15 protein-coding genes are annotated in these 17,085 nt (G+C 36.9%); 3 read left to right on the top strand and 12 right to left on the bottom strand.

Annotated elements, in window-relative coordinates:
• Window positions 1–84 precede the first annotated feature (84 nt).
• From AAA923_RS04190 to AAA923_RS04150, 9 genes are all read right to left on the bottom strand, one after another.
• Window positions 85–858, bottom strand: a complete 774-nt coding sequence (locus AAA923_RS04190) for a MurR/RpiR family transcriptional regulator (protein WP_338214806.1) — start codon at window positions 856–858, stop codon at window positions 85–87.
• A gap of 668 nt (window positions 859–1,526) precedes the next feature.
• Window positions 1,527–2,984 carry a 6-phospho-beta-glucosidase gene (locus AAA923_RS04185; RefSeq protein WP_041499400.1) on the bottom strand — a complete coding sequence of 486 codons (1,458 nt, stop codon included), beginning with the start codon at window positions 2,982–2,984 and terminating at the stop codon, window positions 1,527–1,529.
• 27 nt (window positions 2,985–3,011) lie between these two features.
• The gene (locus tag AAA923_RS04180; RefSeq protein WP_338214804.1) at window positions 3,012–4,457 is read right to left on the bottom strand and encodes a 6-phospho-beta-glucosidase; all 1,446 of its coding nucleotides are present in this window, start codon (window positions 4,455–4,457) and stop codon (window positions 3,012–3,014) included.
• Between the two features lie 5 nt (window positions 4,458–4,462).
• Entirely contained in the window at window positions 4,463–4,798 is a 336-nt protein-coding gene (locus tag AAA923_RS04175) for a PTS lactose/cellobiose transporter subunit IIA (protein WP_041499402.1), read from the bottom strand.
• 98 nt (window positions 4,799–4,896) lie between these two features.
• A complete protein-coding gene (locus AAA923_RS04170; protein ID WP_338214803.1) occupies window positions 4,897–5,205 on the bottom strand; it encodes a PTS sugar transporter subunit IIB in 309 nt (102 codons plus the stop codon).
• Window positions 5,206–5,700: 495 nt separating this feature from the next.
• Complete coding sequence (locus AAA923_RS04165) at window positions 5,701–6,522, bottom strand: Cof-type HAD-IIB family hydrolase (RefSeq protein WP_338214802.1); 822 nt, start codon at window positions 6,520–6,522, stop codon at window positions 5,701–5,703.
• Window positions 6,523–6,602: 80 nt separating this feature from the next.
• Window positions 6,603–7,907, bottom strand: coding sequence for a 3-phosphoshikimate 1-carboxyvinyltransferase (gene aroA / locus AAA923_RS04160; RefSeq protein WP_338214801.1), 1,305 nt, complete (start codon window positions 7,905–7,907; stop codon window positions 6,603–6,605).
• Window positions 7,908–8,800: 893 nt separating this feature from the next.
• Entirely contained in the window at window positions 8,801–10,135 is a 1,335-nt protein-coding gene (locus AAA923_RS04155; protein WP_338214800.1) for a M20 family metallopeptidase, read from the bottom strand.
• 20 nt (window positions 10,136–10,155) lie between these two features.
• Window positions 10,156–11,661, bottom strand: coding sequence for a YfcC family protein (locus AAA923_RS04150; RefSeq protein ID WP_338214799.1), 1,506 nt, complete (start codon window positions 11,659–11,661; stop codon window positions 10,156–10,158).
• 167 nt (window positions 11,662–11,828) lie between these two features.
• Between AAA923_RS04150 and AAA923_RS04145 the strand changes: the two genes are divergently transcribed.
• Window positions 11,829–12,371, top strand: coding sequence for a hypothetical protein (locus AAA923_RS04145; protein WP_338214798.1), 543 nt, complete (start codon window positions 11,829–11,831; stop codon window positions 12,369–12,371).
• A 40-nt stretch (window positions 12,372–12,411) separates the two neighbouring features.
• Here the strand turns inward: AAA923_RS04145 and AAA923_RS04140 are convergent, their stop codons facing one another.
• The 3 genes from AAA923_RS04140 to AAA923_RS04130 form a co-directional block, all read right to left on the bottom strand.
• Window positions 12,412–13,767, bottom strand: coding sequence for a DUF4097 family beta strand repeat-containing protein (locus tag AAA923_RS04140; protein WP_338214796.1), 1,356 nt, complete (start codon window positions 13,765–13,767; stop codon window positions 12,412–12,414).
• On the bottom strand, window positions 13,760–14,110 hold the full coding sequence (locus AAA923_RS04135) for a PadR family transcriptional regulator (protein ID WP_338214794.1): 351 nt from the start codon (window positions 14,108–14,110) through the stop codon (window positions 13,760–13,762). The genes AAA923_RS04140 and AAA923_RS04135 overlap by 8 nt, the downstream gene beginning before the upstream one ends.
• Before the next feature lie 126 nt (window positions 14,111–14,236).
• Window positions 14,237–14,725, bottom strand: a complete 489-nt coding sequence (locus AAA923_RS04130; RefSeq protein WP_338214792.1) for an acyl-CoA thioesterase — start codon at window positions 14,723–14,725, stop codon at window positions 14,237–14,239.
• 372 nt (window positions 14,726–15,097) lie between these two features.
• Here AAA923_RS04130 and AAA923_RS04125 point away from each other — a divergent pair, with 372 nt between their 5' ends.
• Window positions 15,098–15,361 (top strand): hypothetical protein, encoded by a 264-nt coding sequence (locus tag AAA923_RS04125; RefSeq protein ID WP_338214790.1) that lies wholly within the window; start codon window positions 15,098–15,100, stop codon window positions 15,359–15,361.
• A 96-nt stretch (window positions 15,362–15,457) separates the two neighbouring features.
• On the top strand, window positions 15,458–17,044 hold the full coding sequence (locus tag AAA923_RS04120) for an L-lactate permease (protein WP_338214788.1): 1,587 nt from the start codon (window positions 15,458–15,460) through the stop codon (window positions 17,042–17,044).
• Window positions 17,045–17,085: the final 41 nt, after the last annotated feature.

The raw sequence follows: 17,085 nt of genomic DNA, 5'->3' as shown, positions 1-17,085 counted from the left end.
TACAAGAACCATTGTAACCCTTTTCATTAAAAAGTATATGCATTTATAAGTAAAATAATAAGTTATCATATAAAAAACATGTTACTAATCCGTAACATGTTCCGTAAATCTATTATCAATTTGGTCTACCATCTTGTGGTAAGCACAGTTAGACATCTGCTCAAGCGTATATACAATAGGCACTTGCGTGGTTACGTTGATGTGGCCCTTACGATTCTGTGGCGTGTCATACGAGATAGAAAAGTCTGTTATTTGATTAAGAACTGAGTAAGAATTAGCCGTTAAAGCAATCGTTTCTGCCCCATTCTTCTTATAATAACGTGCTTGTTCCAAAACTTGATCCGTCTCACCAGAAATCGAAACTAGAATCAACAGCGTCTTTGAGAAATCTCTGTCTGAGAAGGGTTCTGGCTGGAATGGATCAATGATAGGCAATGAGTAAATCCCATAACTAGATAGGATGCTAGCGCCAAATTGAGCAATACGTCCGCTGTTACCTACTCCAAAAAACAAAACAAGATCCGAAGCATTGATCATATCGGCAGCTTGATTGATTTTGTTATCAAATGGTTCCTCATCTGCAACAAGTTGAAAGAAGTTTTTAATAGGCTCCATACTTGGATCCTGTTGAGATTTAGCGGGCTGCTTGAGACTTTGCTTGAGAGCAAATTTAAACTCTGAGAAGCCGCTATAATCCATCTTTTTAAGGAATCTCAAGATAGTGGTGGTCGAGACATGCGCTGCATCAGCCATCTCTCGAATAGTCATATTTTGAACTTCCTTCGTATGGCCAATAATATATTTATAAACGATTAATTCCAGACGATTAAGCTCATGAACTTTCTGATATGGAAACATATTTTAACCTCCCTTATGATTGGTCTATATCATTTTTAGTTAACATAATTATATTATATATGTAACAAATTACATAATCTAGGTGCCGTCTCCAGGTTTTAGAACATTTACCTGCTATGCCGCCTCCAGTTGTCAGTAAGATAGCCCTGTAGTGGGGACCGGTCCGAGCCAAAGTACGGTCTCGAACCTCGCTTTGAATCCTTGCAAATTCAGCAAGTATCCAAAGTCGCCCTGTGGTGTATGGCTAAAGCCATAACGCCACCTCCACTGCTGGACTATCTTACTGACAACTTCCGGCTAGAATTTGTTTTTTAAGTTAACTGATACTTTAAATGTGCATATATCGGTTGAACTTGTATTTAAAACTAGTACTTCGTTAAACTAACTAACAACAAATACAAAAGTATCTTGCAATACATTAGCCAACTTGTGACAGTGATTTACCAGCAGTGCAAGTGGCGTTAGAGCAGCGATTTTCTGCTCTTACCCCACTGACGTATTTTGAGATTCGCGGGTTTTGCGAAGCTCAAAATCGAGGTGCGAGACCTTGGCTCGCACCGGTCACACAGCAGGTAAAATCAATGTCACAAGTTGGTGGCCCCAAACCATAAAACAAAAGAAGCTAAGACAAAATGATATGACTTTGTCTCAGCTTCTTTTTAATTGATTCAGTCTAATTGTGATCCGTTTGTACGGATTACTTTTTGATACCAGTAGAATGAATCTTTCTTTGAACGTTCAAGTGTTCCGTTACCTTCATCATCTTTATCAACATAAATGAAACCGTAACGTTTGGACATTTGACCCGTTCCAGCAGAAACTAAATCAATGCAGCCCCAAGGTGTGTAACCTAAGAGATCCACTCCATCCTCGTTAACCGCTGTTATCATTTGTTGAATATGAGCTCTTAGATAGTCGACACGATAATCATCATGAATGCTACCGTCAGCTTCAACTTTATCGTAAGCGCCAAAACCATTTTCAACAATCATTACTGGCTTGTGATAGTGTTCTGTCAACCAGTTCATTGAATAACGTAGTCCGATAGGATCAACTGGCCAGCCCCAGTCATTATATTTAAGGTTAGGGTTCTTAACTGTCTCACGGTCGCCGACAAACTTGAATTCAGGATTATCGTCACTGTATTTAACAGTCATTGAGTTGTAGTAACTGAAACCAACATAATCAACTGTTCCCTCACGTAAAACAACGCGGTCTTCAGCTGTGATATCTGGTCTCAAGTCATGATTCTTAAAGTAAGCTTCCATACCTACAGGATATTCACCTAAGGCTTGAACATCAGCCCACCAGTAACGTCTTTGCATAGCTTTTTCGGCTAACAAAATGTCACGTGGATCTGATGAAGCTGGATAAACGGGTGTGAAGTTAACCATATTACCAATTTCAAAGTCAGGGTTGATCTTGTGACCAATCTTAACTGCCAAGGCACTAGCAACAACTTCATAATGTGATGCTTGATACATCAAGGCTTCACGCTCGTCTTCTGATTCATTGTCTCTAAAGATCAAACCAGAGTCAGTTGCGATTGAAAAGTCATTAGTAAATGTTGTTTGATTGTTGATTTCGTTGAAAGTCATCCAATACTTAACTTTGTTCTTGTAACGTTTGAAACAAACTGTTGCAAATTTAACAAAGAAATCGATAACTTTACGACTTCTCCAACCACCGTATTCTTCAACCAAGTGATATGGCATTTCAAAATGTGACAATGTGATAACTGGTTCGATGCCATACTTCAAGCATTCATCAAATAAGTCATCATAAAATTTCAAACCTGCTTCATTAGGTTCGTCTTCATCGCCATTTGGAAAGATTCTTGTCCAAGCGATTGATGTTCTAAAACATTTGAAGCCCATTTCAGCAAATAATTTAATATCACCTTTGTATTGGTGATAAAAATCAATTGCCTCGTGGTTAGGATAATTCTTACCAGCAATAATTCCATCAGTGATTTCACGTGGCTTTTGGTAAGCACCGGCGGTCATGATATCTGACACACTGACACCTTTGCCGTCAACATTCCAAGCACCCTCGAGTTGGTTGGCTGCAACAGCTCCTCCCCATAGGAAATCTTTTCTTAAACCACTTTTTGTTGTTTCAGTCATATAAAAACCTCTCTCCATTTTATATGTCTATTCTTCTAGATCTTTACCATTTGACGCGATAACTTTCTTATACCAAGCAAATGAATCTTTCTTGTAGCGTTTCAAACTACCGTTACCTTCATCATCTTGATCAACATAAATCATGCCGTAACGTTTCTTCATTTCACCAGTACTTGCTGAGATCAAATCAATGTGACCCCAAGGTGTATAACCGATCAATTGCACACCGTCTTCTTTAACTGCCTTTTCCATTTGTAAAATATGGTCATGGAAGTAAGAAATACGATATGGATCATGGATACTGCCATCGTCTTCTAATTTATCGTAAGCGCCAAAGCCATTTTCAACGATGAATAGTGGTTTGTGCCAACGTGTTGTCATCCAATTCATTGCGTAACGAAGTCCAACGGGATCAATTTGCCAACCCCAGTCAGATTTTTCAACATAAGGATTTGAAACTAAATCTTCACTCTCGTTGTAATCAAAGTGAGTATCGTTTTCCTTAGCTTGAGTTGTAAATGACATGTAATAACTAAAGCCAACATAATCAACTGTTCCAGCTTTTATAGTTGCCAAGTCGCTAGCAGTGATATCAATATCATAGCCTTTACGACTCCAATATTTTTCAATCCATTCTGGATAATAGCCGAGTGCTTGAACATCGCCAAAGTAATAACGATATTGCATAGCACGTTCAGCCTTCATAATATCGGCAGGCTTTGATGTTAATGGATAAACTGGGCACATTGCAATCATTGAACCGACTTGTAAACTTGGGTCAATCTTGTGTGCAATTTGAACAGCATGAGCACTAGCAACAAATTCATAATGAGCAGCTTGGAACATTTCCTTTTCCCAGTTGTCATCTTTGCCTAATTCCAAACCAGAGTCTTGCAACAATGGATGTGGATCACTCCAGTCAGTTTGGTTGTTGATTTCATTGAAAGTCATCCAATACTTAACTTTGTCCTTGTAACGTCTGAAACATACTTCAGCAAAACGATCAAAGAAACCGATTAGCTTACGATTACTCCAGCCGCCATATTCCTTAACCAAGTGATATGGCATTTCGAAATGTGACAAAGTAATTACTGGTTGAATTCCATACTTGAGACATTCATCAAACAGGTCATCATAAAATTTCAAACCTGCTTCATTAGGTTCAGTTTCATCACCATTTGGAAAAATTCTTGTCCAAGCAATTGATGTTCTGAAACATTTCAAACCTAATTCAGCAAATAATTTGATGTCTTCGGGATATTTGTGATAGAAGTCGTTACCCCAATGATTAGGATAAATTTCTCCATCCTTGACACCATCAGTTACTTTACGAGCTACTCCCTTAGAACCAGCAGTCATGACATCAGCAATACTTACACCTTTGCCGCCTTCATTCCAGCCACCTTCTAATTGGTGAGCAGCAACAGCGCCACCCCAAAGGAAACCTTCGGGCATTTGAATTCCTTCACTCATTGAAATTATTTCCCTTCTTTATCAAGTCTCTTGTACAAATCAACAATTTCTCCAGCAAGGTCTCTAAATGTAATAGCATTCATGATGTGATCTTGTGAGTGAACCATCAATAATGTAACTTTAGCGTGGTCACCATTAGCTTCTTTTGTAAGCATATCTGTTTGTGAGTTGTGTGCATCAACTAAGAACTTATCAGATTCCTTTAACTTTTGGTCAGCAATTGTAAAGTGGCCTTTCTTAGCAGCGTTGATTGCTTCAAAAGCAGAACTCTTGGCGTTACCACCGTTAATAATTAATCCCATTACTGTTTGTAATTGTTCATCATGTTGTTCTTCAGCCATTTTTATAAATCTCCCTCAATATTTTAAGCGCTTACTGTCGCTTTAAATAACAAAAGGGGTGCAAATTTACGCCCCTTTGTTTGTTTTTTTATTAATGATTAACCGATTAATTTAATTGATTCTTGTAGAACCTTTTCACCGTTCATCATTCCGTAGTCTTGCATGTTGATTACTTCAACAGGAATACTCAACTTGTCTTTGAATTGTCCTTCAAGATATCTTACTTGAGGTCCAAGCATTAAAACATCAGGATGTTTTTCTTCCAATTTTGCATCTGCATCTGCAGCAGCAGTAGCGAAGATTTCTGCGTCAATTCCATCGCTTTCAGCAGCCTTTTGCATTTTTGATACTAGTAAACTTGTTGACATACCAGCAGCACATACTAACATAATTGTCTTTTCAGCCATAATCAAATACCTCTCTTGATTCATAATTTATTTATTTGTTTTTTTGCTAAAACGTTTACTAAAAACGCTTTCATAGAACAATTAGATTGTATAACGTCTCCGAAATTTTATCAAGATGTTTTTACTAAAAAACAAATATTAGTTTCAAATTTGTCTAGATTTGGTTATTTATTGATAATAGCGGGATTTATCTAATGTGTTACTTATAAAACATAATTTCTGTTTTTTAGCTGCCGTCGGAAGAGCAGAGAAGTATTTCGCCTGCTGTGCGGTACGGTCCCAGTCTCGAGCCTCGGTTGAAGCCATAACGCCACTTCCACTGCCGGTGAGTACTTCTCTGCTCTTCCGACTGGTTATAACTTAAATACTCCAAATGATTGTATTGATATACTTTCAAAAACATTAAATACTTTTTCAAGTACATCACCGCATTAAATCAAAAACCACTAAGAGCAAAAAAAATAGTACCAACTCACGAATGAATTGATACTTGCTTTAATCAAATTCTTTATTTAAGACTCTTTCTAGCATTTCTGCCACGCCGTCTTGGTTATTGTTACTAGTCGTATTCCAAGCCACGTCCTTAACTCGTTCAATAGCATTGTCCATGGCTACGCCATAACCGACTTCTTTGATCATATCCAAATCGTTTCCATAATCACCGAAGCACATGAAGTGTGTCATCGGAATTTTAGAATATTCTGAAACATGTTGCAAAGCTGACAATTTTGTTACATCTTGCCCATTGATTTCAAAATAATAGCTACCTGAACGACTAATTGTGATTGGCAAAGCTGTAAACGACTCTAGTTTCTTTTGTAATTCAGGTAATTTAGCTGGTGAACAGCTGAAGCAGACTTTATAAATATCTAAGTCTGGTCGATCATTTAATTTCTTCAGATCCTCCATTGAGTGTGCTTTGATGTGATGACGACTCATTCCCTCAAAGTAAGTCGTCCAACTATGATTTGGGTCATAGATATACACGTCATTCAAACCATCCAAAACTACTTTAAATTTACTAAATTCTGCACGTTTTAAAATCTCTGCGATAACTTTATGGTCCAATGGTTGATCAATAATTCTTTTTCCCTCAGGATCAACTACGACTGCACCGTTTAAAACCACACGATAGCCTGGTACTTTTAAATCATTCTCAAAATATTTATTAACGGAATGTAACGTTCTCCCTGAACAGATTGCGAATTCACGCCCCGAATTGACCACATTACGAATAGCTTGGACATTGGCGGACGAGATTTTACTGTAACTATTCAGTAACGTTCCATCTAAGTCAGTTCCTACAAATTCAATCATTAATAACGTAACCCCTTACATTGTTGCAATTTATAATAATCATACGACACTGATTGAAAAAAAAGAAGTCCCTTTCACAATTACTTAGCGACAAGGACTTTATTTAAGTCGGCAATGAATCCCGGATAAGAGACATCAATTGCTTCAATATTTTTAATTTTAAAAGGCGTATCTGTCAAAATCGAGGCGATACAGAGCATCATAGCAATCCGGTGATCATTATGGCTGTCAACGTCATCTTTAACATGGATCTGCTGTTCCCCATCAATCACGATTTGGTCTTCATGAACCTGCATAATAATGCCTAATTTAGCCAATTCCGTCCGCATATTAATCAAACGATCACTGATTTGTAGATAAACATCGTGGATGCCATCAATCACCGTCTGACCCTTTGCCTGTGAAGCCATTAAGGCTATCAAAGGTATTTCATCAATGATAAAGGGTACTTGTTGAGCGGAAATTGTCGTGCCGTGTAACTTTTGAGATTTGATGATTAAATCGCCAAATGGTTCAATACTGTTGATTGAATGCTGGTTGAGAAAAATATGAGCTCCCATTTGTTTAGCTACATTTAATAGACCAATTCTCGTTGTATTCAAACCAACACGTGGCAAAGTAATCTCGCTGCCTTCTGACAACAAAGCCCCAACAATATACATCGCAGCTGAGGAGAAATCACCAGGAATGGTCAAACTTTGGCCTTCCAGTTGGCTATGTCCTGGATGAACCACGATAATATCCGGTTTAACATCAACGTCAGCACCAAAGTAATTTGCCAGCACTTCTGTGTGATTTCTAGTTGGAAGTTTTCGAATAATTCGTGTATCACTATTAGCATATATCCCGGCCAAGATTAGACTGCTCTTAATTTGAGCGTTAGAAATATCTTGATGATATGTAATTCCCTGCAAGTCATTACTACCAGTTATTTTCATCGGTAAAGCATTTTCAGTCGTTGATTGGTAACTAGCCCCCATCTCCTGTAAAAGGTTAACCAAGTGGCTTGTGGGACGTTTTTGAAGATATTTACCACCAATCACTTCATATGGATTAGGACTACTTGCTAAAACGCCAAATAACAAACTTCTCAAAGTTCCAACATTATCAATTTGCAACGGCTGATCCAATGGCTTTAGTTGGTGATCAACGCCCTTAATAATCATGTCTTTATTGCTAATTTCAGTATGAATCTTAGCACCTAATTCTTTAAAAACTCGAACTGTTACAGCCAAATCATCGGCATACATAAAATTACTAATTTGGGTTACCCCATTAGCTAACGCACCAAAAATAATGGCTCGATGAGCAATGCTCTTATCACCTGGTACCGTTATTTCGCCTTGAAAACTAAATTTGCGTGGTTGCGTATTAAAGTCAAACATGTTTCTACACCTCAAATGTATTTAAAAACTGCCGTCTCCGGTGATGAAAGCATTTACCTGCTATGCGGACCGGTCCGAGCCAAAAAGCGGTCTCGAACCTCGATTTGAAGACTTTCCATAAACCGGAAAGTCTCCAAACTCGCCCGGTGGTGTAAGAGCTAAAGCTCTAACGCCACACCCACAGCCGGTAAATACTTTCGTCTCCTCCGACTAATTAATTTCTTGATTAATATTAATAATTTAATTGTTTTTTGAGCCCAATTATAATTATGCCTATTTCAAGTAAAACAAATATCTTATTATTGAATCAAATAAAAAGTCCTAAGTAAACTAGTAAGATCTAATTAATATTTTTATATCCAACAAAATGAACAAAATCTCAAATCAGCGTATCAAACACCCAGAAACGGATATGTTCATATTAATTCCTTCACTGTTACGCTACCTAATTTTGAAATATAAAACAAACTTTTAGTCTTGAGAATAAAGAAGTTTCTTCTCAAATTAAGACATGATAATTCCTCATTAATTTATTTAAAACTCAATATCAAAAAAAAGAGAAACTTTACTATACCTGATTATCTCAAGTGTAATAAAGTTCCTTTTTATTTAAAACTAAATTTAGTATCAATAATAGACAAGACTATTTAAAAATAAAACTAGTCGGAAGCACTGAGAACATTTGCCCGCTGTGGGTGTGGCGTTATGGCTTTAGCCATTACACCACTGGGCGTGTTTGGAGCCTTACCGGCTTTTGGTAAGGCTTCAAACCGAGGTTCGAGACCGCTCTTCGGCTCGGACCAGTCCGCATAGCAGGCAAATGTTCTCAGTGCTGGAGAAAACTGAATAAAAAAAATAGGACCTCAGCCCTATTTTCATTAATTATTGAAATCTTATACGCAAAGACGATAGATAGCTTCAGCAAAAATCTCCATAGCTTTTCTCATATCAGCCTTACTCCAGTTTTCGTTTGCTTGGTGCATGAAATCAGGAGTTGTTGGTAACATTCCACCAAAAGCAACACAGTTGTGCATTGTTCTAGCAAATGTTGCACCACCAGAAATAGCTGGTTGTGACTTAGTGTCACCAGTTAAATCTTGATATGTTTGCATCAAAGTTTTAACAAGTTCACTGTCAGTTGGAACATACAATGGTGCTACGTAATCAAAGTTTTCATACTTCATATCAAACTTAGCAATAGCATCGGAAACTTGTTGGATCAATTTATCATGATCAATCTTTACAGGAATACGCATATCAATTTGCATTCTTGATTCTTCTGGTGTGATCTTCAAACTAGAAATATTGAAAGTCAGCTTACCAGATACATCATCTGAAACGTCGCCTAACAAATTAGTAGCATTGGCATCTTCGCCAAAAGCCTTCAAGAATTTCAAAGCAGCAACGTCTGGGAATACGTCAGCCAAGGCAATAGCTAATCTAACAACAGCATTAGTACCTTCGGGAGCGTTCATTGCGTGAACTGATTTACCATGAACTTCAATTTCGCCGTCTTTTTGATCAGCATCAAAATTGTGAGCTTGTAGGGCAGCAAATACTTCAGCTTGTTTTGGACCATCATAGATAGCTTTTCCAGGAACAGCATTGAATGCGTTCTCAAGGTCAAGGTTCAATTCTGTTGAACCAGGGCCAGTCAAGTATGATTGTTGCAAACCTTTTTCAGCGTAAATCAATGGGAATTCAGCATCAGGAGCAATACCCAAGTCAATTGGGTCTTCCTTCTTGTTATATTCAGCTAAACATCTCCAAAGAATTTCTTCATCAGTACCAAAGATTACACGAATTTTTTTGTTAAATGTATAGCCTTTGTCCAAAATTGATTTAATGGCATAAATAGCTGAAATAGTAGGTCCTTTATCATCTTGAGTACCACGTCCGTACAACTTATCATCTTTGATAGTTAGTTTGTAAGGTTCAACATCCCAAGCTTCCAAGTTTCCAGCAGGAACTTCATCCAGGTGACCAACGATACCAAATGTTTGATCACCCTCACCAATATCAGCATAGCCATAATAGCCATCTGGATCTTCGTATGTTGTGAAGCCCAAGTTTTCCATCAATTCCATTGCTTTATCAAGTGCGGCCTTAGGTCCTTTACCAAAAGGTGCATTAGGCTCTGCTTCACTATTGAATGAGGCAATACCAACTAATTCACCCAAGTCCTTGATAGCTTTGTCTTGAATTTCATTTGTAATAAACTGTTCCATTATTCAAACCCCCAGAAATATTATTTAAACATCGAAACAATAACTAAGAATACAGCGATTACCACGAATAAAATGGCAACCAATTTCCACATGTACTTCCACCATTTAACAATATCAACGTGACCAATTGCCAAAGCACCCATAACGATACCAGAAGTTGGTGTGATCAAGTTAACTAATCCAGAAGCTGATTGATAAGCTGTGATAACAAGTGAGCCATCAACGCCAGAGAATTTACCAAGTGGTCCCATGATTCCCATTGTTGCAGCAGCAAGGCCAGAAGTTGAAGGAATCAAGAATGACATTGGAATGTAGAAAATATATGTTAGAACAATGAAGACACCGGCAGAAAGATTTTGCAAACCAGTTTCACCAGCATGCAAGACTGTCGCAGTAATGTAACCATTGTTCATGATAACTTGAATACCACGAGCAACAGCAACGATAATAGCAACACTGATAAATTCTGTCATACCACCCATGAAAGCACTGATATAATCAGATTCCTTCATGTGGAAGACAAACATGATAACAACTGACATCATAAAGAATAGTGTTGTGATTTCTGTAAAGTACCATGTACCAAGTGGAGCCAAATCTTTACCAATTAAGGCACCAATGAATGGAATATTTGTGAGCCACTTTGTAAAGCTGTCGAAGAATGTCCAGCTAGAGTTCAAACTTGACCAAGGAATCAAACTAGCAATCATAACAACGAATGTTAAGGCAAATAGCCAAAGAACACTCTTTTGTTTCTTAGTTAGTTTTTCACCAACTGATCTATCTTCCATGTTAAATTCTTCAAGATCCTTTTGACGACGTTCGAAAACAACTGATTTTGAAGGGTCTTTCTTAACCTTTTCAGCATAATGCATAACATAGACAATACTGATAGCGGTTACGATAATTAGTAAAATGAATCGAGAAATCAAACCGTCACCTGGTGAAATATTGATTGTCTGTGATGCAACACCTGTCGCAAATGGATTAACTGTTGAAGCCAAACACCCAACTTGTGAACCAATCAAAGCTAAGGAAATCGCCGTAATTGAGTCATAACCAACACTGATCATAACTGGAATCAAAATTGGATAGAAAGCAATCGTTTCCTCACCCATACCGTAAGTAGAACCACCGATTGCAAATAAGATCATTAAAATTGGGATAAGTGCTTTTTCTTTACCATGATACTTACGAACAGTTGAACTAATACCATCGTCCAACGCTTTAGTTTTATTGACGACCCCTAAGAAACCACCAATAACCAAAATAAATAATGAAACTGAAATTGAGCCTTCCGTTAAATCAGTACCAACCATCCCGTTGATTGGCGCCAAAAATACATCCCAGATACCTTGAGGACTACTTGTTCTTGCCTTGTAGGTACCTGCAATGATGTTTCCCGCTTTGGTAGTTGCATACTCACCAGCGGGGATAATCCATGTCAAAATTGCAACAACGATTATCAAGAAGAACAAAATTGTATAAGCGGATGGCATTTGCCATTTTTTTGCTTTCTTTTCCATTAAATCAACCCTCCTATATTTATAATATAGTCTCAGGATATACGATAAAATAAACTATTACAATGCTTTATAGCGAAATATTTTTAAATAAAATTTCCCTTAACATCAGTTGTGTAAACGGTTGCAAAATATTACAATATTATTAGATTCAAGAGGGAGATATTAGAATGATCGATACGATTGAATTTGGAAAAAGGATCAATCATCGTCCAATAATTGTAAGTTTTTTAGTCAGCTTTTTGGCTGGTAGCCTTGGGTTAATCGCTAACATAAAAGTATCCATAATATCATTTTTGATAGTTTTATTTTTACTACTTTGCGTTTATTATCCGATTCTTCTGCCGAAACTATTCGGACATTGGCAACTAGAAAAGCATGGCATTTCTTACTATAAAATGACCACTTATCAAGACAAATTAAAATTAATTTTCCATCCAGATCAGGCTGAATTTCAATTTATCAGTTATTCTCAAATTAAAGGTTTTCAAGTTCACGAAGAAAATCAGAAATATTCTGTAGCCGATATTTTGACAATCAAGCCTGCTAAACAGTCCATTTTTCCGGGACTTAGAAAGCCGTTTTTCTTAGAATTAGAGTTGAATCAAGCTTCCACCGATTTGGACCTCTCCTTTGATCAATTGCATGATCCGCAACACACAATGTATCGCCTGACCAACGTCTTACAAATTCTTTCTAATAAAACAAACTAAAAAAACCGAGATGGAATTCTAATTTTCATCTCAGTTTTTTTTAATTTACTTTAATTGTGCCTGAATTTGCTTTAACAGTTAAATTATATTGTGGATTATTCCCAACGGTACCTTCTTTGAGACTTTGAACGTCATGTTTAAGACTTGCTGCATGACCCATCTTCACAACTCCACTACGAGCTTCGAGGTCGAAATTGTAAGAATCATCCTCGGGCATAATCAATCTAACCGTCCCGCTGTTGTTAGAAACATTGACATCCGAGGTGATTTTTTCAAACTCAATTTTAATTGTACCTGATTTAGCAGTAACTGAACCTGCACCGCCAAGATCAAGTCCTTTAATTGTGCCACTATTAGCTACAATGTTGTAATCAGGACTGAACACATCGTCCAATCTAATAATGCCACTTCTTGAATCAATTGATAGTAAATCTTTAGCAGTAACATCTTCCAAAACAGTCTTTCCCGATGTTGACTTGATCAGTAGTTGATTTATGTCAATATCTCTGGCATTAACTAATCCACTACGGACATTAATTAATGCTTGATCGACACTATCCAAATCTTGGAGTAATAAACTACCATTTCGGTTAGTAACACGCATTTTGCCATTGAAATCTTGCGGAATCAAAACTTGAACTTTGATTTTCAGAGGTAGGAAATGAGGAATTCGACCTTGCTTAACGACCAAAGTATCATCAACAATATCAGTTTTAACTTGATAATCGGGATTAGCGCGGGACATATATTCACGTACTACAATTTTGTGACTTCTCGTTGGTAAAATTTTCAAATCAGCATTTTCATAATCAATATCAATCTTTTCGATTCCAACTGGTGAAAATTCACTTTCATCCGTTAATGGTAGAGATTCAACGTGTACTTCGGTGTCATAATCATCATCATTAAACTTTGCATTGACATCATCAAACCTTTCTTTGGTCGTAGTTTCCTTACCATTAAAGCTGATACCATCTTCATTGATAAACATGTTACCCAATTTAACACCATTGGAATTAATTCTGATAGTTTTACCATTATTGATAGTAATTCCGTCATCATCGATATTGAGCAATTTTCCATTATCGATTCTGATACCGTCGTCATCTAGATCAATATGATGTTCATGAATTGTTTTATGGTAATGATTGCTTTCATCTTTATCGTGGCTATCATCTAAGACTTGATCAATAACGTCATCAATGTCGCCAAATCCTTGAAACGCTGCTGTAACAGCATCTTCATCTGTCATATCGGCAGTTTTTTTATCTTCAGCAGAGGCAATCAAATCAGATGCCAACTCTTCTCGTAATTCTTGTAAGTCGTCATTATCGGGATAATCCGCAAAAATTTTTGTTAACTTTTCATCTACTAATTTATTTATCATTTCACTCATGATCTTGTATCCTTCCTAAAATCAAATCATCAATTACATCTTTGGCAAATTTCCAAGCTTCAATATTATCTTCTAACGTCTGCTTGCCTTGAGTTGTTATTTGATAATACTTGCGACGACCACCTTGACTTTCATCGCCCCAATAACTAGCAATGTCACCGTTTTTCTCAAGTCGTCTAAAAACTGTATAAAGCGTGGCTTCATTCAATTCATATTTATCATGACTTAATTCTTTAACCATTTTGGCAATTTCATATCCATAACTGTCACCTTGGCTGAGAATGTTTAAAACAATCGTGGCCGTATGTCCACGAATTATATCTTTAGAAATCAGTGGTTTCATAATCCATACCTACCTTTTATTTCTATGTAGATAATGTATCACCAATTACTATGTGTGTCAAAGTAATTTACTTGAAACAGTATTTTAGAACAAAAAAAGAGCCAGTCAACATATGACTAACCCTACTTAATCCAAGTTCAAATGGCTTAAAAACTCTTCTTTATTGATATAGTCTTCTTGTCTAGCAACCAAACGTTTTCCAAAACCAGCACAGAGATATTTTTCTTCCGCTGTTTCTGGTACTAATTTTGGCAAATCGATTTTCTGCAAGACAACTAATGTACAAAAACTTGTAAAAGCAATTTCTGTAACATCTGTTTTTAAATCATGGCTAACAATTTTGGTGAAAACTTCAATCTGACGTCCTGAGACTCCTGTTACAAACGATTCAAATTTAATATATTTATCAGTTGTAATAGGTTTCCAAAAATTCACATGATCATAATTGGCAGTAGCAATCTTAGCTTTTACTAATTTAAAACTAGCTAAACCAGCATTCTCATCCAATAAACTGAGTGTCTTGCCACCAAAAAGTGTTCCTTTATCATTCAAATCCCCATCAAAAATAATTCTTTCACTGACCGTTCGAGTTTCTTGACACGTAATCTGTTCCATAATTTTCCCCATTTTAAATGTAATCTTTTGTAAAGCATTCATATAATTAACCTTATGAAAAATAATAGTCGGAAGATTTGATAGTATTTACCAGCAGTGGTAGTGGTGTTAGAGCTTTAGCTCTTACTCCACTGGGCGTGTTTGGAGACTTACCGGTCTTTGGTAAGGCTTCAAACCGAGGTTCAAGACCGCTCTTTGGCTCGAACCGGTCCACACAGCAGGTAAATACTATCAAATCTGGAGACGGCACCCCTAAATTGTAACTGGTCATTCATCCCTTGCCCACTAAATTTTTTAAATACCAGCTAGCTAATTGATTAATTTTATCTAAAATATTATATGATGAGAGTAAGAAAATTCTGGAGGAATATTATGGCATTTCAACTTTGGTATACAAATTATTTTGTGGACATTGATTCTGACAAAACTGTTGACCCCAAAAACATCGAAGGCATCGGTGAATTGGGTGAAGTTTCAGCGAACGGAAACTTGTCTGCATGGCACGTCAAATCACAATTACATGAGGATGATTTCAAAAGACATTTAAACCAATTACTAACTGACCAAACTGAGATCAACCCAGATGACGTAACAGTTACTAAGGGCATCAATGGTGGTCCATTATCAATGCTTTAGTTCATTTTTTGAAAAAATATTTTCACGAATCTTATTCACAACCATAAGTTAAAAATTATATAATGTATAAAATTAGTTTTAAGAGGGAGTTAATTTATGATTCTTATTGCACTATCTGCGGTCATATTGCCACTAGTATTATTAGGCATTCTCAACCTGCCTGCCACTAAAGGTATGTCGATCAGTGCATTTATTGTTTTACTGGAAGGCTATTTCTTTTGGAAAATGCCACCTAAAGTTTTACTAGCTTCAATTTTCCAATCAGTTCACAAAGCACTGCCGATCCTATGGATCTTGTTTGGTGCTTTAATGATGCTGAATATTTTACAACACACGGGAGCCATTGAAAGAATCAATGCCGGATTTCATACGATATCGGCTGATATGCGACTGCAAGTTTTACTAGTCGCCTTTCTCTTTGGTGGTTTAATCGAAGGTGTCTCTGGATTTGGTACACCAGCTATGGTCACTGCCCCACTGATGATTGCTTTAGGTTTCTCACCAATGGCCGCCGTAACATTAGCTCTAGTTGCCGATTCAACGCCAGCATCGTTTGGAGCTGTCGGAACACCTTTAACCGTTGGTTTAAGTAACGTCAGTGAAAAAGCTGACTTTCTAAATGCCATTGGTCAAAGAATTACTCAATTAGACTTGTTTGCTGGAACATTTATGCCATTGATTTTAATCTTCATGTTGGTATTTCTCTTTGGCAAAAATGATAGCAATCCCAAAAAAGACTTTTTAGCACTCGTTCCTTGGTCTCTTTTTATCGGATTAGTCTACAGTATCTTTGCTATCCTAGTTTCATTTATCTTAAGTTATGAATTTGTAGCTATTTTGGCACCTTTTGCCACAATTATTATTGCCATTATTTCAATCAAATTTAGATTCTTATTACCAAAGTCCGTCTTTGAGAAACCATGGACAACTTCAACACAAACAATCACTACTGAAAATAAGATGTCACTTTTGACTGCTTGGTCACCATATATCGTGGTAATCTTAATGTTACTATCCACTAGAACAATCAATCCACTCAAGCAGTTCTTAGTAAACAATGTCAATTTATCCTGGCAAAATATCTTAGGGTTCACCCAAATCAGTTCAGATTGGGAATTCCTCTACTCGCCCGGAACATTATTAACCATTGCCGTTTTGATTGGACTATTAATTCAAGTTAAATCACTCAAGAGTTTCTTACCCACAGCTAAAAAGGTTGTTTTTTCAATGAAATCAACTGCATTAGCTTTGATAGTAACTTTGATAATGGTTCAAATATTTACTAATTCAGAATTAAATGGTGCAAATCTACCAAGCATGCCAATGTACATCGCCAAATTAATTTCCAAATATCTCTCATCAGTCTGGATCATAATTGCTCCTTTCCTTGGTCAACTAGGATCATTCGTTACAGGGAGCACGACCGTTTCAACTTTGACATTCGGTCAAATTCAAGCCGATATTGCTACAAAAGCTGGTGTTGGTAAAGAATTAGTTTTGGCAGCACAATTAATCGGTGCGGCCGCCGGAAATATGATTTGTGTACATAATATTGTTTCAGTTAGTTCCGTAGTGGGATTATCTGGACAAGAAGGAAATATCTTACGGAAAACCGTTGTTCCGGCTTTGTTGTATGGCTTATTAGTCGGAATCGTTGGTTTCATCTTCACATTATTTATGTAAAAACACTTATTACTAATCTCTTTATGAATGTAGAAAAATAG

This window comes from Companilactobacillus muriivasis, from assembly GCF_036246245.1.
GTDB classification, from domain to species: Bacteria; Bacillota; Bacilli; order Lactobacillales; family Lactobacillaceae; genus Companilactobacillus; species Companilactobacillus muriivasis.
This window is presented reverse-complemented; position numbering and strand designations above follow the sequence as displayed.